A 19,055-nucleotide genomic window follows, 5' to 3' on the forward strand; every position below is an offset into this window, starting at 1 on the left:
TTTATTTTTTGCCTAAAACGGCTTTTGTCGTCTTGCCTAAACCCTCTAGTGTTTGAGGAAGATATGGTCCTTTGGCTAATTTTCCTCCAAGCTTCAAACTTATACCTGCAAGAAATAAATCGATAAATATTATTAGCAATAAATTATATTCAATATTCCAGTTATTATAATTTTTTAGAAATAGATAAAAAATAATATGGATGCAAATTAGTACTAATAATAGTAATGTGCTTCCAACTGCCAGAAATATTCCACCACTAATTAATCTTCTTTTTTCTCTATCTACTTCTTGTAGAGCTATTCTGACGTGCAAATCCATTACTGAACTTGCGATAGCCGAAATTCTAGAAGCTGTGTTTGCAAAGTTTTTGTTATTGGGTTTTTCCATATTATTTCCTTCCACTGTTTAGGAGAGTTCCTATTAATAAACCAATACCAGCTGCAATAGCAATAGATAATAGTGGTTTTTTCCTTATTGGACTTTCTATTTTTGGTCTAAGAGTATTGTTAAGTTCCTCTAATAACTCTTCTAATTGACTTTCGATAGGTTCAATTTTTTCTGATATTTCCCAATTGTTTTCTTTTATTGAATCAATGATTTCAAATAGTTGGCGTTTTATTCCAATTGCTGATGTTCCACTATGGCTAGCTATCACTTCAACTAAATCATCAATACTCCCTTTAGTGGCTTCAAGGGTTTGCTGAGCAATGTTAGGCCATTTTTCTTTTATTAAAGGTATTAAACTGTCAATTTTTTCAAAAAACCATTTTTCCGAGATAACTTCTTTTTCAGGAAGTTCAGGGTTATCTTCTTTTTCTTCTACTTCTTTGGGAGGATGGTAGGTCTCCATTATTTAGTCTTATTTATTTTAAGATTAGACCCTATTTTCTTAATTTGGAACCCTTATCTAAAGATTTGTGCGATTTATATAAAATAAAAACATATAAAAGTTTATTTACATTTTATTTATCTACTCAGTTCTGTAAGAAGGTTTTGTTAAGCTATTACTGAATTTATTAAATGAGTTTAAATTTCATCATGGATATTACATTTGCATCATTAATTTTTGCATCTCGCACAATCCCTACAGATTTTGGATTAGTAGCTGCAGCTATTGCTGGAGCCGGCAGTTTGCTATTCATTGCTTTAAGATTTGTTCCTGATGCAAGTAATTAAATTACAGGAATAATCTTTAAGAAAATATATTTTAACTCAACTTTTTTGAAAATAGATTCGATTTATTTATCAACTAGATAATGAATAAATGGGTTTTGCTTGAACATAAAGTTTATTCTGCTAACTCTTTTGATATTCATTATGATTTTCTTGTCGAAAATGGCATAGATTGTTTAACTTGGAAATTTTTAAAATTACCTTTATTAAATAAAGCTTCTATAGAAATTTCTAAGCAGCCAAATCATAGACTGGTATGGCTATCCCGGATAGAACATGAACTTTCTGATAATAGAGGGTTTGTAAAAAGAATTGATCATGGAATATTTAAAAATGTTTCTGATAAGTTCGACCCTGAATTTTATCGATTCATTTTGGATGGTGAACTTCTTTGTGGTTTGTTTGAAATTTCGGGTAATTCTTGTAGATTGAGTAAAAATTATTAATATTCATTTATAAATAAACGTAATATTTCTATTGAGAATCTTTGCAAATTAGTTATTCTTATTTAGTTATTGAGACTTGAGATTGGTACATATCAATCAGGTCGAGTTTGAAAATTTTAAATCTTTTGGGGGAAATGTAAAAATTCCTCTTGAAGAAGGTTTTACGGTGGTTACGGGTCCTAACGGTTCTGGAAAAAGTAATATTTTAGATGGAATTTTATTCTGTTTAGGTTTATCCAATAGTAGAGGGATGAGGGCTGAAAGATTACCAGATCTAATAAATAACTCCAAAGTTAAAGAGGGTAAGTCATCAGAAACATCTGTATCGGTAAAATTTAATATTCAAGATTGGTTTCCCAGAGAAGATCTTCCGCCTTTGGAACTAGAAGAAGAAGAAATTGGCCTTAATAAAGGTCAAAAAGAATGGGTAGTTTCTAGAAAATTAAGGCTTATGCCAGGGGGTTCTTATGCTTCTACTTATACGTCTGATGGAAAACAATGTACCTTGCAACAAATACAGAGAATATTAAGAGATATTAGTGTTGATCCTGAGGGCAGCAATGTTGTTATGCAGGGTGATGTAACAAGAATAGTATCAATGAATAATAAGGAGCGGAGAAATCTTATTGATGAATTAGCAGGAGTCGCACTTTTTGATACAAGAATAGAACAAACTAATGCAAAATTAAATGACGTTTTTGAAAGACAAGAAAGATGTGAAATTTTAGAAAATGAATTGCAATCTAGTAAGAATAAGCTTGAAAAAGAATGTGAAAAAGCAAAGCGATATAAAGAGTTAAAGGCAAAACTACAACAAATAATGGAATTAGAGAAAGTTCTTATTTTTGAAAAACAAGTTAAGCATGTTGAATCTATAGAAAAAAAAGAAAGTGAAATTGAAAAAAATAAAATCTTATTTAATAAACAAAAAGCATCTATTAGTAATGAAATATCAGTTTTAGAAGATGCTTTGAAAATACTAGTTGATGAGCTGAAGGAGAAAGGAGAGGATACTTTAATAAAAGTTAATTCTGATATTGGAAGTATTAACTCTAACTTGAGAGAACTTGATAGGATATCAATTCTGAATAAAGAAGAAGGTATTAAATTACAAAAACAGAGAGATGAAATTTCAATTTCTAAGAGGAATATTGAGTCAGAAAAGATTAGACAAGAAAATTTCGATGATAATTTTTTAAATCAATTGAACTTGCAAATTGATGATCTCACTTTAAAACACAAATTATCCAGAAAAAAACTTTCTGATGCGGCTGGAGAATCTGGAGAATTCTCAAAACAAAGTATCAAATTAAATGCTGAGCTTGAAAGTATAAAAAATCAAATTAATCCTTTGGAAATAAAAAAAAGGAAAATTGAAGAAGAGACTATTCAAAATAATATTCAAAAGGATGAGATATTGTCACAGATCGAATCCTTAGACTTAGAAGAGCAGAAAATTTTTAAGGGAAATCAAAGAAAAAAAGAGACATCCGATACAAAGAATAAAAATTTAGCAAGTAATAGCGCAGAAATTAATTCTTTAAAAAATGAAATCGATTTATTAATTAAAACTAAATCAAGGCTAAATAACGAGCAATTAAGGCTTGAAAAAGATTTATCTAGATTCGAAAGCAGGAAAGAAGCTTTAAACGAATCTAGAGGTTCATATGCTCTCAGAATTCTTTTAGAGGCAGGGTTAGAAGGTATACATGGTTATGTAGCTCAACTTGGAGAGGTCAGTGAGAAAAATAGATATGCATTAGAAATTGCTGCTGGAAATAGGTTAGGACAAATTGTTGTTGATAATGATCATATTGCTGCAAAAGCAATTGAAATTCTTAAAAAGAAGAAAGCGGGAAGATTAACTTTTTTACCTTTAAATAGAATTAAAAGTCAAAAAAAGAATTATGTAATTTCAAGATTTGAAAATCATAGGGAGAATGGATTTATTGATAAAGCTATTAATCTAATTACTTTTGATGAAGTTTATTCAGATGTTTTTCGATATGTTTTTGGAGATACTTTGGTTTTTTCAGACTTATCCTCAGCTAGGTTATCTACACAAAAAAATAGGTTGGTTACCTTAAGTGGTGAATTATTAGAAGCAAGTGGTGCTATTACAGGAGGCAGTAAGTTAAATAAAGATTTGGCTTATAGGTTTGGAACTAATAATGAAATTGATGATTCCAGTCCTATAAAAGAAAGATTATTAGTTATCGAAGAAGCTTTAAAAGAGTCAAATAATGATTTGATACTAAAAAATAATAGACTTAATACATTAAATTCTAACCGCAGTCAAATAATTGAGGATTGTGCCTCATTTAATAAAGAAATTGAAGTAAATCAAGATTCACTTAAAGCTGTCTCGCAAAGAATTGAGGATTGTAAATCGAGATTAAAAAAACTTGATATTGCTAATAATTTATTAGTTAACGAGTTAGGGCATTTAAAAAATCAATTGAAGCCTTATTACGATAAGTTTGATCAACTACAAACCATTCAAAAGGCAAATTATGAAAAAAATCAAAAATCATCATTAATAGCTTTTAATGACGATTTTAATAATCTTGATAAAAAACTTGAATTACTTATTAAAGAGAGAAATACATTACTAGATAAAAAGAATCAATTTGCTTTAAATAAAGAGCGTATCAATAATTCATTAAAAATTACTCTACTACAAGAAAAAAACTTGCAGGAATCTATTAAACAACTCGCAACTGCTCATAGTGAATGGCTAGAAAAAAGAGATCAATTTAAAAAAGAACTTTCAGATCTTGATAATCAAAAAAATTCTCTAGAGAAGAATTTAGGTTTATTGAGAAGGAAAAGAGATGAATTAAACTCTTCAATTTCAAATAAAAGGCAAGAATATAATAACTATCTGTTAAAGCTTGAATATCTTGAAAGGGATATGCATACCCTTAAAGAAGAGATGAGGAGCGAGAAAATAAAATTAGAAAATTATAAAAGAGATCTACCTAATCCTTCCCCGGAGTTTGGAGAATATGAAGGGAAGAGTCTTGAATCTTTGCAATCAGAAATTTCGATTATAAATGCAAAATTAGAAAGCTTAGAACCTGTCAATATGTTGGCTCTTGATGAATTAGAAGAATTAATTGAGAGATTAAATGGTTTGCGAGAAAAATTAGAAATTCTATCTAATGAAAGATCTGAATTATTGTTGAGAATAGAAACTGTATCTACGATGCGTCAAGAAGCTTTTATGCAAGCATTTACAGAAGTTGATAGACATTTTAGAGAAATTTTTGCAAATTTATCTGATGGAGATGGATTTCTTCAACTTGAAAATCCTAATTCTCCTTTAGAAGGAGGATTAACTTTAGTGGCTCATCCCAAGGGAAAAAATGTCAGAAGATTAGCGTCAATGTCTGGTGGTGAAAAATCGTTAACTGCTTTAAGTTTTTTATTTGCTTTGCAAAAGTATAAGCCTTCACCTTTTTATGCATTAGACGAGGTTGATAGTTTTTTAGATGGTATTAATGTTGAAAGGTTGTCAAAATTAATATCAAATCAGTCCTCAAATGCTCAATTTATAGTCGTAAGTCATAGAAGGCCTATGATTAGTGCATCTGAACGAACAATTGGGGTTGCGCAAGCAAGAGGTGCTAATACTCAAGTTCTTGGGTTACCAAATGCTGCATAAACACACTTTTTTAAATTTATACGTCAGAATGATAAAAAGAAATTTATGAGCTTGTCTAACACATCTGCTAATAAGAATCTCCCTAACTCGGTTCCTAGTGAACGTTTATGGTTAAGGTCAGAATTAATGGGAACACAAGTGATAACTACTGATACTGGAAGGCGGCTAGGCGTAGTTGGCGAAGTTGTTGTTGATATTGATAGAAGAGAGGTTGTCGCTTTGGGACTAAGAGATAATCCACTTACAAGATTTTTACCAGGTTTGCCAAAATGGATGCCTTTAGAAAGTATAAAGCAAGTTGGAGATGTCATATTAGTTAACTCCCTAGATTCTTTGAGTGAAAGTTTTTCTCCAGAAAGGTATGGGAAGGTAATTAATTGTCAAGTGATTACAGAATCTGGACAACTTCTGGGAAGAGTTCTTGGCTTTTCTTTTGATATTGAGACTGGGGATTTGATATCTCTTGTTATGGGTGCTGTTGGTGTTCCGCTTTTAGGAGAAGGAGTTTTAAGTACTTGGGAAATACCTGTTGAGGAAATTGTAAGTAGTGGTACCGATAGGATTATTGTTTATGAAGGTGCGGAAGAGAAATTGAAGCAACTAAGTAGTGGACTACTTGAGAAACTTGGAGTCGGGGGTTCTTCATGGGATGAAAGGGAAGTAAATGGATACTCAGCAAATCTTGTACCTGTTGAGAATCAGTTACTTTCAGGTTCTGAATCAGAACAGCAAAACAATTTGGTCGAGGAATATGAAGAAGTTGTTGAACAAGATGATTATGCAGATGATTATGAAGATGATTATGAAGATGATTATGAAGATGAACTTGAATATGTTGAAATAAAGGGTTCTGAAGAAGAAATAAATTATAGAAAAAAGCTATACATGGAAAATGATGATTCTGATCAGATCCAGAATCAAAATAGTGTTAATCAAATAAATGAAAAAAACAATATTGATTTAAAGCAAAAACAAAAATCAACTACTAATTTAGCTTCGAAAAGACCAATTCAAAATGCAACTGAAACTTTAGATATTGAACCAATGAACGAACAAAATTTAGTTCAAGATAATAAAAAATCAGAAAAGTTTGAAATTGATGATCCCTGGTAATTGTTAAAGTTTTTTTATTGAATCAACAATTATAGAAGCAAGCTTTTTTGCAGCACCTTTATTGCCTCTTTCTTTATTTAGATTATCCCTAATACTTTTTAATTGATCTCTGTTTTTAATAAGAAATAATACTTCTCTTGCAATTTTTATTGTCGAAATATTACCTATCCTTTCAGGGACAATCATTTTCTTAGCTTTAATATTTGGCCAAGCAAAAAACTTCTTTTTTTTAAAATAGAAATTTTTAATTATAAAAGTTAGGAATCTATTTATGAATGAAATTTTTCCAACTACTCCAAAAATACCATCCCAAGCGTTCATCATATTTAAATGTTGAGTTGGCAGAACAACTAACATTGGAAGACTAATTGCTGCTAATTCTGCAGTATTTGCTCCTACAGTTGTAATTGCAAGATCACATTCTTTTAATATTTCATAGCAAGGATGTTTTTTGATTAGATAAATCTTTGTTTTTTTTGATGTTTCAATTACATAATCAAAACTAGAGTCTTTGAAGTTTTTAATTGTTTTGATTTTTGATGAGTAATATTTAGCAATTGGATTTTTGTTGCTTTGAAAAAATAAATATTCACTTTTATCAGTGGTTGGTGCAATGGGGATTATAAAATTTATATTTTGATTTTCTTTAGCGATATGATCTGCAACTTCTAAGAAGAAAGGAATTCCAATAGAAAGCTTTGCTTTCTTAGAACCAGGCAATAATGCAATGTAGTGTTTTTCTTTATTTCTTAGTGATATTTTGCTATTAAGTTTGATATCTGCCATCAAATCGCCAATTACTTTGCATTTATATTTATATCTTTTAGGTATTAACTCTTTTACTTTTTCATTCATAGCAGCAATTTCATTGGTCCAATTAGGCCATCTAGAAACCCATTCAGCATATGTGATATTTAAATAACCTAATCTTTTAGCTAATAAAATGCTCCAAAATTGATCCCCACCAAGGAAAATAACTATCCCTTTTTTTGGCCAATCAGCAAAAGAATTTGGCTTTATTAATAATTTCCAAAAACTTTTGGATTTTGTAATTAATTCGAATTTATTCCATGAATTTGCAACTAAAAATTCTTTACCAGTGGCATTTGGGCAAGGAACAAGGACTAACCTAAGAGTGAAATCTTGTTTATCTTCATCACTTAGTGATTTATTTATTTTGTTTAGCTCATCCACTACAGGATTTACCCATGTAGTTAATTCACCAGGACCATTGGAAATTATAACTACTGCAACTGATTCTTTTTTCATTGCAGTTAAGCCAGAATACATTAAATGCGGACGGCGAGACTTGAACTCGCAAGGCCGAAGCCACACGCTCCTTAGACGTGCGCGTCTACCAATTCCGCCACGTCCGCAAAGGGTTTTTAGCAGCCGGGGGATGCTGAAACCTTAAAAATATCATACATTATTGGCTGAATTAAGGATTTAGTTCGAAAAGAGTTTTTTGAATATGATGAATAATTTTTCTATTGCATAAAACAAATATTTATACATATATAACGTTTTAGGTTGTATTGTAAAAAATGTCCTCTGATCACTAAAAAATTTTGTTGAATACTTTGGCAAATAATTTTTTATTTTAAGTCATTTCATTTCTTCAATTTAATTTTCATAATGGTTGAAAAAGTTTTAATTGCTAATCGTGGAGAAATAGCTTTACGAATTGTCAGAAGTTGTAGAGAACTAGGTATTGCAACCGTTGCAGTTTTTAGCACTGTAGATAAAAAAGCATTGCATGTTCAGCTTGCTGATGAGGCGGTTTGCGTAGGAGATTCATTAAGTAATAAGAGTTATTTAAATATTCCAAATATACTTGCTGCTGCTACATCGAGAGGAGTTGATGCTATTCATCCTGGTTATGGATTTCTTGCGGAAAATGATAAATTTGCTGAGATGTGTAATGATCACGGCATAGTTTTTATTGGCCCATCTCCTAAAGCTATTAGATCTATGGGAGATAAATCTACAGCTAAAGAAACTATGGAGGCAGTTGGAGTTCCAACAGTACCTGGTAGTAAAGGCTTGTTATCAAATGTTGATGAGGCTTATAAATTGGCAGATGATATTGGCTATCCGGTAATTATTAAAGCCACTGCTGGAGGAGGTGGAAGAGGTATGCGGCTGGTTGAAAACTCTGATAATCTAGAAAAAATGTTTAAAGCAGCTCAAGGCGAAGCTGAAGCAGCTTTTGGTAATGATGGTTTATATATGGAGAAATTTATAAAGAAGCCAAGACATGTAGAAATTCAAATTTTGGCCGACAGGTCGGGTAATGTTGTTCATTTAGGAGAGCGAGATTGTTCAGTTCAAAGAAGACATCAGAAGTTACTAGAGGAGTCTCCTAGTCCTGCAATTAATACTGAGCTAAGAAAAAAAATGGGAAACGCAGCGATTGCTGCTGCAAAAAGTATTGGCTACGAAGGGGCGGGGACAGTTGAATTTTTAGTAGATGATGATGATAATTTTTATTTTATGGAGATGAATACTAGGATTCAAGTTGAACATCCTGTTACTGAAATGGTTACAGGAGTTGATTTAATAGCTGAGCAAATTAAAATCGCAAGCGGAGCAAACTTGGAATTTAATCAGGATGATATTCATTTAAACGGTCATGCCATTGAATGTAGAATCAATGCTGAAGATCCTTCTCACAATTTTCGACCATCACCCGGAAAAATAACTGGGTGGCTTCCTCCTGGTGGCCCTGGTGTAAGGGTGGATAGTCATGTCTATACAGGCTATGAAATCCCTCCTTTCTATGACTCATTAATTGGTAAATTAATAGTATGGGGAAAGGATCGTAATACTGCAATTAAACGTATGAATAGGGCTTTAAATGAATGTGCAGTAACTGGTATTCCTACAACAATTAACTTTCATCTAACCTTACTGAATAAGTCTAAATTTAAGCAAGGTAAGATTCATACTAAATATGTAGAAGAAGAATTATTGCCGAATTACTGAGAAAAAATTAAAAGATTTTTATGAAATATTTGTATGCAATGCAAGTTTTATAAGCCCTTGCTGACCGACTAATATTTCTCTTAAAAAGCTTATAATTCCGATCCAAATTACGGGTCCAACATCAACGCCTCCAATAGGAGGAATTAGTTTTCTTGTTAAATTAAGAATAGAGCTTGATGGTATTGAAATTAATAACCATAAACCTTTACTTAATTCAATTTTTGGGTACCAAGTAAGTATTAATCTTATTAGAAAAACTATAGTTAGATATGAAAGAGAAATTCCTAAACTAATATCTAAAATTTGAAGAGAGTTTACAAGCAAGGAAATCACAATTATTTAACTCATCTTAATAAATAACCCATTGAAACGTATTTAATTCGTATTATAAATTGAGAATTTAATATTTAAAAAGTGCTTCAAATCTCAAATTTATTACTAGCAGCAGATTTTTCTGCTGAAGTTGCAAATAATTCCGCAGTGGGAATGATAGGCAGTTTTATTGCTGCTGCTTTACTTATCGTTATTCCAGCCACTGCATTTTTGATTTTTGTCAGCCAGAAAGATTCCCTCGATCGTACTTCTACCGGAAGACGCTAGTTTTTGTAAAAGTTTTAAGTACACTATATATATAGGGGATATAAGTAACCCTTTAAAAATAAATTTTTGGAGAAAGAATGTGGTCAATGCTAGTCTCAATTGGGCCAGTATTGTTGGTATAGTTCTCGCGGTATGTGGAGGAGGCCTTTATTTTTTGAGGTCCTTTAAGCCTGCTTTGGCGCGGGATTATGATGTTTTCTTCGCAGCAATTGGACTTTTGTGTGGAGGAATATTATTTTTTCAAGGCTGGAGGTTAGATCCCATCCTTCAGTTTGGTCAGTTTTTATTAGCAGGAACTACAGTTTTTTTCGCGTATGAAAGTGTGCGATTGAGGGGAGTTGCTACTGATCAAGCTAGAAGGTCATCTTATTTTGACGATGATCCTATTTCTGATCTTCCAAGAAATTCTAGAGGTCGATTTAATGACGATTATGATAGGTTTGAAGAATCGGAAAGACCATCTAGAAGATTTAAACCCCAAGAAGATGAATTTGAAGAAGACTATAAGGAGGGTAGATCTCGTAGGAGGAATGTTTCAAGAGCAATACCCTCTTCTGCAGCAAGTAGAAGTAGGCCATCTATAAGGGAGATAAGTCAGTTTGAAAATGACGAGCCTTTAAGAAGGACAAGACAGACTTCTGAAGATAGAAATAGGAAACAACCAGAAACAAATAACTTTGGTGAAAGAAGAAATTTATCTCGCGATGAAGTGAAAACAGGGTCAAGACCCAGAATGAATCGTAGAGTTTCTAGACAAGATAATATCTCTCCTCCTGCTGATTCTTCTCCATTAAGAAAGAAACCTACTGGTTCCCCTATTAGGCAGCAAGCTTCAACAGCTCAAGTGGAAGATGCTTCATTTAAAGATGCTAATCAAGCTAAAAAACCACGAGAGTCTCGTAGAGTAAGCTCTTCAGCTAGATCAAGTTCAAAAAATCAAAATAGTAGATATAACGTTGGAACAAACAAGAAAAAACCCAGAGATAACAGTTCTAGATTTGATGATTAATTATAGGATTCCTGCCCATTTTAAAAACGATTGTTTACTAAATAGTTCAATCAATATTATTGAAAGAAAGCCAATCATTGCAAATCTTCCATTAGTTTTTTCAGAATAACTACTCCATCCAAATTTATATTCATCTTTAATTTCTATCGATTTTTCATCTAATTGATTATCTCCAATTTGTTCATTGATATTATTTGGTTCTTTCTGCTGTTCGATAAAACTCTCATTCTCTAGATTAGTGACTTCTGAGTTAGTTTGTTCTTCTTTCGAATTCATTTTTTTTGTTAATCCTTAAAATTATACTTATCAGACGTCAATAATTTCCAGTCTCCGTTTCCATTTAATTCTAAAACATTCTCGTGAAAATCTTTCAAGCTTGGTCTATGTCCAACACTAATAAGAGAAAGTTCTCTTTCCTTAAGTAAACTATATAGTTTTTTTTCAGTATTAATATCTAAAGCACTTGTTGCTTCATCAAGTACTGCAAATCTTGGAGAATTTAGTAATAGTCTTGCAAAAGCCAATCTTTGTTGCTCGCCTAAGGAAAGAATTCGTGGCCAATCTTGTTTGATATCAAGATTAGGATACCGATCCACCAAAGTTTTTAAATTTACTTCATGAAGTACAGAAGTAAGATGTTCATCACTAAATTTCTTTACTTCTGTGGGATAACATAATTGTTCCCTTAAAGAACCAAGTAGCATATATGGTTTTTGAGGTATGAATAATAATTCCCCAATTTTTGGTTTTTTAATTACACCCTGATCAGGTTCCCATAAACCACTAATCATTCTTAGTAAAGATGTTTTCCCGCATCCAGATGGTCCTACTACCAAAAGTGATTGATTATTGTTGATGCTCAAATTTAAATTTTTAATTATTGTTTTTTTTGATCCTGGTGGACAAAGGTCAGCATTATTAATAAGAATTGAGGGGTAATCTGAAATAACGTTTTGATTGCTGGTTGGGTTGGTTTGACTAATGGATTCAACTTTTGATTGGAATCCTTCTAATCTGCCAATACCAGCAGTAAATTTTGCAAGTTCTTCGATTTGATTAACAATGAAAAATAACGAACCTTCAACCATTCCAAATGCAAAGCTTGCCTGAATAAAGCGTCCATAATCAATATCACCTTTAAAGTAAGGGATTGCCATTATTAAATATGGAAAGAAATTTCCAGCATAATTAATGGATCTTCTCATTACGTCTATAATTACTCTCCATATAATCAATAAATTAAAGTTTCTCACCACTTCTCCTAATCGTCTTTCAGTTTCACTTTGCTCAGGACTCTCCCCAGAGTAAAAGGCAATTGATTCAGCATTATCTCGAATATGTACTAAGCCATATCGAAAATCTGCTTCATATCTGAGTTGATCAAAGTCAATCTTTACAAGATTTTTTCCAGCAATTAAGAGTATAGAAGTTGCAAATGCGGCGTAACCAAATAAAGAAAAAGTAAGTGTTGTACTAATACTCCATAAAATAAGAATATTGAGTGAAAATGTTAGTAAGGCATCAAAAATACCTAATGTGAAAGAGAGACTTTGCCCGGTAAAAGCTCGGGTATCATCTGTGATTCTTTGATCGGGATTATCTACATCGGTTTGTTCTTCATCATTGGGATTTAACTGGTAATAAGCTTTATTAGTCATATAATCTTTGACTAGACTTTTTGAAAGCCATTCTCTCCAAATTATTCCTAACTTATATGTAAAAAATATTTGGGAAACCCGTATTGGTAGAGCCACAGCGAAACAACAAGCGTAAATTCCCAATATCCGATAAAATCCATCCTCTTGTTTTTCTACTAAAGCATTTGTTAAATCTCTTGCGATGAATCCAATACCTGCGTTTATTCCGTTTACAGCTAAAAGCATTAATACAATTATCGCAAGGAATAACCAATGTAACCATCTACGGTTTTTTAATTGACGTCTTAAGCTAAAAAAGCTTCCTGATCCAATTAGAAATAATGTAGAGAAAAGCAATCCCCAACTCCCAGACCAAATTGAATTGACAGTACTTACTACACCTCCGAAATACTTTTCAAGAAAAATTGGTTGAAAGCTTTCAAAAAAACTTATTATTCCTGTAAGACCTACAAGTACTACTCCACCAACACAAAATAAAAGCGAAATCAAAAGCCATATGAATTGGAATCCATTACATTGATCTATGGGAAGAAAAAAAGGCTGAGATAGCTTCCTTAATTTTTGCAATTGGTACAGTATTTTGGATTTATTATTAACTGCTTTATTCATTACTAGACTAGTGTTATGAAGTAAATTATAACTTTTAGCAGTCTATTGACCAAAGCCAATAAATGAAAGTGCCCAGTCAGGTAAATTCAAATGATTCAAGATTGTTGCATCAAATTCATGAACTTTTGGAAAAGATTTATCTAATGCCCACCATAGTAGAAAAGGTAAATTAAATAAAATTTGTAATTGCCATTTATAAGTTAAAACGTTCCAAATTTTTATTAACTTAGTTTTGAGTGAATCATCTAGCTCTTCCCAATTTTTTGAAATTAAATTGAATAAATTTTTAGATTCTGTATTTAAGGACTCTGGAGTATTCATTTTGTTTTTATTTATTTATAACCCATTAATATTTCTTTCGAGAGTTTTAACCCGGAGGCCAATTCATTTTTCTTCCAGATAAAAAATGAATATGTAAATGAAAAACTGTTTGTCCAGATTCTGCTCCAGTGTTAATTACTGTTCTCCAATTAGTTAAATTTTTTGATTTAGCTATTTTGCTTCCAACAAAAAGTAAATGCCCTAATAAATTTGCATCTTGCTCAATACACTCTAATAAACTGATTATTGGCTTTTTAGGAATAACTAAAAAATGTACTGGAGCTTGTGCCTGGATATCATTAAACGCAATACAAAACTCATCTTCATAAAGCTTATCGCAGGGTATTTCTTCATTAATGATTTTTTGAAATATTGTTGTTTCAGTCATTAAATTAATTAATTGAGATAACGTCTTTTTCGTTAAATCCTTCTTTTAAAAGTTCTTTGTTCAAATCATCTTTTGATGTAACTCTATCTACAAATAATATTCCGTTTAAGTGATCCATTTCGTGTTGAATACACCTCGCTAAAAGTCCATCTGCTTTCATTTTACGTGGCCGTCCCATTTCATCTCTAAATTTTAATTTTATAGTTGATGGTCTTACTACATTCAAATAGACGCCAGGTATACTCAAGCAGCCTTCTTCATATGAATTAAGGGTTGTTCCAAAGTCTGTAATTTCTGGATTGATTAATATTAAAGGTTCTGCTGCTGAATCTTCAAAATTTACGTCTATGACAAGAAGCTCTTTGTTGATTCCAATTTGAGGTGCAGCAAGTCCAATTCCTTTAGCTGCATACATGCTTTGAAGCATTTCTCTAGCAAGTTTTCTAATCGATTCGTCAACTTTAGTTATTCTTTTGGAATTTTGTCTTAATACATCATCACCAAGTTTATAAATGTCTAGAGACGGCTTACCTGGTTGTTCTTTTGCAATTTTTTCTGCGTTTCCATTTGTTCTTGACTTTTTTGCAAGTTGTGAAAAATGGTTTGCCACGTTAAAAAAAAGGTTTTTACTTAAGAGTTTAGCTATAAAAATACTAGCACTTTAATTTGCATTCTTTATAGTTTTTTTAAATGAGTAATGATGATCAATTAAAAGTTAGGCAAAGTGTATCTAAAAAAAAATCTTTTAAGGAATTAACTATTGTTAGGGATATCATTTTTTGGATTGATCTTGTTGGCGAAGGTCAAAATGAAAATGCGATTTTTGCAAGACCATTTAATGAAAAAAGGGCGTTTCCTCAGAAATTAACAAGTAAAAAATATAATATTAAAAATAACTTTCATGGATATGGTGGTAAATCTTATAAATGTATATATTTAAAAAATAATTTTTATTTGATATGGATAGATCAGATTACCAACGCAGTATGGTTTCAAATTTTTAAAGAGGTAGCATCAAATTATAAAAGTCAAAAAAGATATCTCGATTCAGTTCAAGAACCTAGACAACTATCTAAATCAATTGATGGAAATTTCGATTCTTCATTTGTTATTTCTCAAAAAAATTTTTTGTATGGTATTTGCGAAATTAATAATAGAGATTACTTATTTTCTTTAAACTTAAAAAAAACTAAACAAGATATTTACCGAATTAAAAAATTTAAAAATTTCGCTGGAGAATTATCTTCCAATACTTCTATTAACTTACTTTCTTGGGTCGAGTGGGATTCTCCATACATGCCCTGGGAGAAAAATGATCTTTGTTTTGCTCAAATTGGCTTAGATGGAGAGATAACAAAAATAAAAAAATTCTCAGATAAGCTGATTAATGCTAAAAAAAAAGTTTCTTTTTTTCAACCTTATTGGATAAGTGAAACTCTTTTAGTATGTTCTGAAGATAGTTCTGGATGGTGGAACTTATTGTTTTTAGATGCTAGTAAAATTGAGAATATTTTTATTAAAAAAAGAGTAGAGAGAAATTTTGTTGAATATGGAGTACCTCAGTGGGTCTCAGGAATAACATTTTTTTCAGGGGATATAGAAGATTTATTTTGTTTAGCAAAAAAAGAAAATAATTTAGTAGTTGAACAATATAAAGATCTTCAATTCGTTAAAGAATTTTCTACTCCTTTTACTTCAATAAGTGATTTTAGTGTTTTTGAAAAGAAAGTAGTTTTGAAAGGTTATGGATCTGATTTTCTTGGAAATTTACTTGAAATTGATTGTAAAAAGGAAGTTTTATCAAATGTTTTTGAGGAAATAAATTCTGAATATATAAAAGATTGTTCAAAACCCGAATCTTTTTGGTTTAAAGGTTTTGAAGATAAATCTACTCATTCTTTTTTATATCGGCCGCTTGTTGAAAAATTTAGAAAACCACCGCTTTTTGTTAGAGCTCATAGTGGACCAACTTCATTTTTTGATGGATCATATAATTCTGAAGTTCAATATTGGACGTCGAAGGGTTTTTTTGTTGCTGAAGTCAATTATGGAGGATCATCAGGATTTGGCAAAGCATATAGAGAGAGGTTGAACTATAAATGGGGTATTGTTGATTCTTATGATTGCAAAGCACTAGCTCTTGAATTGATTAAATCAAATCAAGTAGATAGTGAAAAAGTGGTAATTTTTGGGAATAGTGCCGGTGGGTTAACTGCCCTGAATTGTTTATTATATGGGTCTATTTTTAAAGCAGCAATTTGTAAATATCCTGTTATTGATTTGAAGGATATGCATTACAACACTCATAGGTTTGAAAAAGATTATTTAAATTCTTTGGTAGGAAATTTTGAAAAAAATCATAATGACTATTTAAATAGATCACCGATAAATCATATTAACAAAATAAAAAAACCTATCTTATTGTTTCATGGAAAAAAAGATATAGTTATTTCTTATAAACAAACTTTAAAAATTCAAGAAATTTTGATTCAGAATAATAAATATTCAGAAGTTATTTTTTTTGATAATGAAGGGCATGGGTTTAGAAATATTGAAAATAAAGAAGTAGTAATGCAAAAATCTCAGGAATTTTTAAGAAATGCTTTGAATATTTAAGAATTGATTTTTAGAAAATCAATAGTATCTTTTAATTTTTCTATAAACATATCAATTTCTTCCTTATTTGTTGTAAAATTCATGCTGATTCTAGCTGTCGATTTAATTCCAATGTATCTATGAAGAGGTTGACAGCAATGGTGACCGCTTCTGATGCAAATTCCTTTTGAATCAAGAATTTCGGCAATATCGTTTGAATGTATATTTTTTACATAAAAAGTGGCAAGTGATGCTCTTTCTGGATCTATTTCGGGTGATGGACCTATGATTTCAACATTTTCTATTGCACTTAATTTTTCAAATAAATATTTAGTAATATTCTTTTCATATTCATGAATTTCACTCAATCCAATAGTGTTTATATAGTTAATTGCTTCTGCAAGACCTATTGCTTCTGCAATGGCTGGAGTTCCAGCTTCAAATTTATGTGGTAAATCTGCCCAAGTACTTGTCTCTTCAAACACATCTTGTATCATTTCGCCACCTCCAAAGAGAGGAGGAATTTTTTCTAGGATTTCTTTTCTTGACCAGAGGAAGCCAATACCTGTAGGACCGCAAAGTTTATGTCCTGATCCCGCTAAAAAATCTATATTAAGATCATTAACATCTAGTTTTTGATGGGCCAAACTTTGACATGCATCTATTAAAACTAAAGAACCTTTTTGTTTAGCTAATTTAGTGATCTCTTTGATGGGATTACAGCAACCTAGAGTATTACTAATATGTACAAGGCTAACAAGCTTAGTTCTAGATGTTAGTTTTGATTTAAAATCGTCTAAATCTAATTTCCCATTTTTATCTATACCTATAAATTTTAATTTGCAATTATTTTTTGCTGCAACCATTTGCCATGGAACAATATTGCTATGATGTTCCATTATTGATAAGAGAATTTCATCGTTTTCTTTTAATGAAGATTCGCCCCATGATCTAGCAGCTAGATTGATTGCCTCAGTAGCATTTCTTGTGAAAATAATTTCTTTTGTAGAATTCGCTTTTATAAATTTGCTAATTAAATATCTTGAATTTTCAAATTCTTCTGTCGCTTTAGCACTTAATTGATGTGCACCTCTATGTACATTGGCATTAAAGTTTCTATAGTATTCATTAATTTTTTCTAAAACTTGAATTGGTTTTTGAGTAGTTGCAGCATGGTCTAAATAAATAATTTGCTCACTACTTTTTAAGTTCTTATTTAAAAGGGGAAAGTCCTTCTTTGTTATTTCAGGAAAATTTTGAATTGTATCCATTAATTTTCATTTAAAAGTTTATCAAGCAAATCCCATCTATCTTTTGAAACGGGAATAAATGAAATTATTTCTTGAAAGTAAGAAGTTAATTGTAGTTTACTTGCTTCTGTTAATGTGATTCCTCTTGTTCGCATATAAAAAAGTTCTTCTTCATTTAGTTGTGAAATTGTAGCCCCATGTTTGCATTTGACATCATCAGCAATTATTTCTAATTGAGGTTTGGTATCTATTTGTGCGAGATTTGATAAAAGTAAATTTCTGCTTAATTGAGAAGCATCAGTTTTCTGGGCAATTTTCGGAACTATTATTGAACCTTCAAATATTGCATGTGATTTATCGTCAGCGAGTGATTTATTTATTTGATCCAGAAATCCATTTGGCCCATCAAAGTCTATTTTTGTATAAGTAGAAATTTGCTCATCTTTCTTTGTTATTTGCATACCTTTGATATTGGTTTTAGCGTTTCCTTCAGATTGTTTAATACGAATTTCAAATCTTGCATAATTAAATTTAGAATGTAGAGATCCTAAATTGTATTCGCTATTTTTTTGTTGAATTACATTGAGAGAATTTAATAGATTTGATTCGTTTACACCGTAAGAAACAACACCATGGTTTAGGGAACTATTTTCTTCTAAAGAAAAGAAAGTCGATTGAGATAATGAAGAGTTGTCTTCACCAAGATTTACTTGTAATAATTCAACATTACAATTCTTTTCTAAAAATATTATTAGGGTTTTTGCGTTTAAAGAATTACTTGATGCATGACTAAAGACTTCAATAGGAGGAATTTTTGATCCATTTATTTTTAATCCCAAAATATTATTTTTACAACTTAAAGATAGATTTAGTAGGTCACTCCAATTTTCGTTTTGATTAAAAAAAGATATCTGTTCCTTGATATATTTTTGTAATTCATCCTCACTTAATTGTTGTATTGAATAATTTTTCTCTATTAGTTTAATTTGGTAATTCTCACCAATTATTAACCTAATAGTACTTTGAGAATTTTTCGGATATGGTATATCAAATTTTGAATTGTTTTCATTAACTGAGTAATGTAAAAAGTTTGATAATTTTGATTTATTTGAAAGTCTCCATTGTTCACTTCTAGGATTGGGGAGGGGACTCGATTGTAATTTATCTAGACAGATTTTTTGTATTTCTGTTTGATTATCAATCGATTTTTTGGTTTTTATTTTTTCAATAATTTCCATTT

Annotated in this window: 19 protein-coding genes and 1 tRNA gene; 8 read left to right on the top strand and 12 right to left on the bottom strand. The window is 30.9% G+C overall.

Annotated elements, in window-relative coordinates:
* Position 1: 1 nt before the first annotated feature.
* Both SIB45_RS03055 and SIB45_RS03060 read right to left on the bottom strand, forming a co-directional pair.
* Positions 2-388, bottom strand: a complete 387-nt coding sequence (locus SIB45_RS03055; protein ID WP_011862091.1) for a phage holin family protein — start codon at positions 386-388, stop codon at positions 2-4.
* A gap of 1 nt (position 389) precedes the next feature.
* Positions 390-851, bottom strand: coding sequence for a DUF883 C-terminal domain-containing protein (locus tag SIB45_RS03060; RefSeq protein ID WP_011862092.1), 462 nt, complete (start codon positions 849-851; stop codon positions 390-392).
* A 188-nt stretch (positions 852-1,039) separates the two neighbouring features.
* Here SIB45_RS03060 and SIB45_RS03065 point away from each other — a divergent pair, with 188 nt between their 5' ends.
* From SIB45_RS03065 to SIB45_RS03080, 4 genes are all read left to right on the top strand, one after another.
* The gene (locus SIB45_RS03065; protein WP_002806908.1) at positions 1,040-1,177 is read left to right on the top strand and encodes a hypothetical protein; all 138 of its coding nucleotides are present in this window, start codon (positions 1,040-1,042) and stop codon (positions 1,175-1,177) included.
* Between the two features lie 80 nt (positions 1,178-1,257).
* Positions 1,258-1,620, top strand: a complete 363-nt coding sequence (locus SIB45_RS03070) for a hypothetical protein (protein ID WP_011862095.1) — start codon at positions 1,258-1,260, stop codon at positions 1,618-1,620.
* A gap of 76 nt (positions 1,621-1,696) precedes the next feature.
* A complete protein-coding gene (gene smc, locus SIB45_RS03075) occupies positions 1,697-5,287 on the top strand; it encodes a chromosome segregation protein SMC (RefSeq protein ID WP_011862096.1) in 3,591 nt (1,196 codons plus the stop codon).
* Positions 5,288-5,332: 45 nt separating this feature from the next.
* Positions 5,333-6,400, top strand: a complete 1,068-nt coding sequence (locus tag SIB45_RS03080; RefSeq protein WP_011862097.1) for a PRC-barrel domain-containing protein — start codon at positions 5,333-5,335, stop codon at positions 6,398-6,400.
* A 3-nt stretch (positions 6,401-6,403) separates the two neighbouring features.
* Here the strand turns inward: SIB45_RS03080 and SIB45_RS03085 are convergent, their stop codons facing one another.
* Together SIB45_RS03085 and SIB45_RS03090 are read right to left on the bottom strand one after the other, a co-directional pair.
* Complete coding sequence (locus SIB45_RS03085; RefSeq protein WP_011862098.1) at positions 6,404-7,690, bottom strand: hypothetical protein; 1,287 nt, start codon at positions 7,688-7,690, stop codon at positions 6,404-6,406.
* Between the two features lie 4 nt (positions 7,691-7,694).
* Positions 7,695-7,776: transfer RNA gene (locus SIB45_RS03090), tRNA-Leu, on the bottom strand.
* A gap of 259 nt (positions 7,777-8,035) precedes the next feature.
* Between SIB45_RS03090 and accC the strand changes: the two genes are divergently transcribed.
* Positions 8,036-9,385 carry an acetyl-CoA carboxylase biotin carboxylase subunit gene (accC, locus tag SIB45_RS03095; protein WP_011862099.1) on the top strand — a complete coding sequence of 450 codons (1,350 nt, stop codon included), beginning with the start codon at positions 8,036-8,038 and terminating at the stop codon, positions 9,383-9,385.
* Positions 9,386-9,403: 18 nt separating this feature from the next.
* On the opposite strand, the gene SIB45_RS03100 is transcribed toward accC, so the two are convergent.
* On the bottom strand, positions 9,404-9,709 hold the full coding sequence (locus SIB45_RS03100) for a YggT family protein (protein ID WP_011862100.1): 306 nt from the start codon (positions 9,707-9,709) through the stop codon (positions 9,404-9,406).
* A gap of 90 nt (positions 9,710-9,799) precedes the next feature.
* Between SIB45_RS03100 and psbX the strand changes: the two genes are divergently transcribed.
* Together psbX and SIB45_RS03110 are read left to right on the top strand one after the other, a co-directional pair.
* Positions 9,800-9,985, top strand: coding sequence for a photosystem II reaction center X protein (psbX, locus tag SIB45_RS03105; protein ID WP_011862101.1), 186 nt, complete (start codon positions 9,800-9,802; stop codon positions 9,983-9,985).
* 79 nt (positions 9,986-10,064) lie between these two features.
* Positions 10,065-10,994 carry a Ycf66 family protein gene (locus SIB45_RS03110; RefSeq protein ID WP_011862102.1) on the top strand — a complete coding sequence of 310 codons (930 nt, stop codon included), beginning with the start codon at positions 10,065-10,067 and terminating at the stop codon, positions 10,992-10,994.
* Here SIB45_RS03110 and SIB45_RS03115 read toward each other — a convergent pair whose 3' ends face one another.
* Genes SIB45_RS03115 through def form a run of 5 tightly spaced genes read right to left on the bottom strand, consistent with a single transcriptional unit; the run spans position 10,995 to position 14,580 of the window.
* Positions 10,995-11,270, bottom strand: coding sequence for a chlorophyll a/b-binding protein (locus tag SIB45_RS03115; protein ID WP_011862103.1), 276 nt, complete (start codon positions 11,268-11,270; stop codon positions 10,995-10,997).
* An 8-nt stretch (positions 11,271-11,278) separates the two neighbouring features.
* Positions 11,279-13,261, bottom strand: coding sequence for an ABC transporter ATP-binding protein/permease (locus SIB45_RS03120; protein ID WP_011862104.1), 1,983 nt, complete (start codon positions 13,259-13,261; stop codon positions 11,279-11,281).
* Positions 13,262-13,303: 42 nt separating this feature from the next.
* Positions 13,304-13,582: a hypothetical protein gene (locus SIB45_RS03125; RefSeq protein WP_011862105.1), complete on the bottom strand. Its 279-nt coding sequence runs from the start codon at positions 13,580-13,582 to the stop codon at positions 13,304-13,306.
* A 46-nt stretch (positions 13,583-13,628) separates the two neighbouring features.
* Complete coding sequence (locus SIB45_RS03130) at positions 13,629-13,970, bottom strand: histidine triad nucleotide-binding protein (RefSeq protein WP_011862106.1); 342 nt, start codon at positions 13,968-13,970, stop codon at positions 13,629-13,631.
* A gap of 4 nt (positions 13,971-13,974) precedes the next feature.
* Complete coding sequence (gene def / locus SIB45_RS03135) at positions 13,975-14,580, bottom strand: peptide deformylase (RefSeq protein ID WP_011862107.1); 606 nt, start codon at positions 14,578-14,580, stop codon at positions 13,975-13,977.
* A gap of 80 nt (positions 14,581-14,660) precedes the next feature.
* Between def and SIB45_RS03140 the strand changes: the two genes are divergently transcribed.
* Entirely contained in the window at positions 14,661-16,586 is a 1,926-nt protein-coding gene (locus SIB45_RS03140; RefSeq protein ID WP_011862108.1) for an alpha/beta hydrolase family protein, read from the top strand.
* On the opposite strand, the gene SIB45_RS03145 is transcribed toward SIB45_RS03140, so the two are convergent.
* Together SIB45_RS03145 and SIB45_RS03150 are read right to left on the bottom strand one after the other, a co-directional pair.
* Positions 16,583-17,836, bottom strand: coding sequence for an aminotransferase class V-fold PLP-dependent enzyme (locus SIB45_RS03145; protein WP_011862109.1), 1,254 nt, complete (start codon positions 17,834-17,836; stop codon positions 16,583-16,585). The two genes, SIB45_RS03140 and SIB45_RS03145, sit on opposite strands and share 4 nt — an antisense overlap.
* Entirely contained in the window at positions 17,836-19,053 is a 1,218-nt protein-coding gene (locus SIB45_RS03150) for a SufD family Fe-S cluster assembly protein (RefSeq protein WP_011862110.1), read from the bottom strand. Before SIB45_RS03150 ends, SIB45_RS03145 begins: the two co-directional genes overlap by 1 nt.
* Between the last annotated feature and the right edge of the window lie 2 nt (positions 19,054-19,055).

Origin of the sequence: Prochlorococcus sp. MIT 1304 (assembly GCF_047305015.1) — a bacterium.
Classification (GTDB): Bacteria; Cyanobacteriota; Cyanobacteriia; order PCC-6307; family Cyanobiaceae; genus Prochlorococcus_A; species Prochlorococcus_A marinus_E.

What these genes read in the sequence shown, in the direction of transcription:
- SIB45_RS03055 (WP_011862091.1), bottom strand. Translation starts at nt 388, where the DNA reads ATGGAAAAACCCAATAACAAAAACTTTGCAAACACAGCTTCTAGAATT.
- SIB45_RS03060 (WP_011862092.1), bottom strand. Translation starts at nt 851, where the DNA reads ATGGAGACCTACCATCCTCCCAAAGAAGTAGAAGAAAAAGAAGATAAC.
- SIB45_RS03065 (WP_002806908.1), top strand. Translation starts at nt 1,040, where the DNA reads ATGGATATTACATTTGCATCATTAATTTTTGCATCTCGCACAATCCCT.
- SIB45_RS03070 (WP_011862095.1), top strand. Translation starts at nt 1,258, where the DNA reads ATGAATAAATGGGTTTTGCTTGAACATAAAGTTTATTCTGCTAACTCT.
- SIB45_RS03080 (WP_011862097.1), top strand. Translation starts at nt 5,333, where the DNA reads ATGAGCTTGTCTAACACATCTGCTAATAAGAATCTCCCTAACTCGGTT.
- SIB45_RS03085 (WP_011862098.1), bottom strand. Translation starts at nt 7,690, where the DNA reads ATGTATTCTGGCTTAACTGCAATGAAAAAAGAATCAGTTGCAGTAGTT.
- accC (WP_011862099.1), top strand. Translation starts at nt 8,036, where the DNA reads ATGGTTGAAAAAGTTTTAATTGCTAATCGTGGAGAAATAGCTTTACGA.
- SIB45_RS03115 (WP_011862103.1), bottom strand. Translation starts at nt 11,270, where the DNA reads ATGAATTCGAAAGAAGAACAAACTAACTCAGAAGTCACTAATCTAGAG.
- SIB45_RS03120 (WP_011862104.1), bottom strand. Translation starts at nt 13,261, where the DNA reads ATGAATAAAGCAGTTAATAATAAATCCAAAATACTGTACCAATTGCAA.
- SIB45_RS03125 (WP_011862105.1), bottom strand. Translation starts at nt 13,582, where the DNA reads ATGAATACTCCAGAGTCCTTAAATACAGAATCTAAAAATTTATTCAAT.
- SIB45_RS03130 (WP_011862106.1), bottom strand. Translation starts at nt 13,970, where the DNA reads ATGACTGAAACAACAATATTTCAAAAAATCATTAATGAAGAAATACCC.
- SIB45_RS03140 (WP_011862108.1), top strand. Translation starts at nt 14,661, where the DNA reads ATGAGTAATGATGATCAATTAAAAGTTAGGCAAAGTGTATCTAAAAAA.
- SIB45_RS03145 (WP_011862109.1), bottom strand. Translation starts at nt 17,836, where the DNA reads ATGGATACAATTCAAAATTTTCCTGAAATAACAAAGAAGGACTTTCCC.
- SIB45_RS03150 (WP_011862110.1), bottom strand. Translation starts at nt 19,053, where the DNA reads ATGGAAATTATTGAAAAAATAAAAACCAAAAAATCGATTGATAATCAA.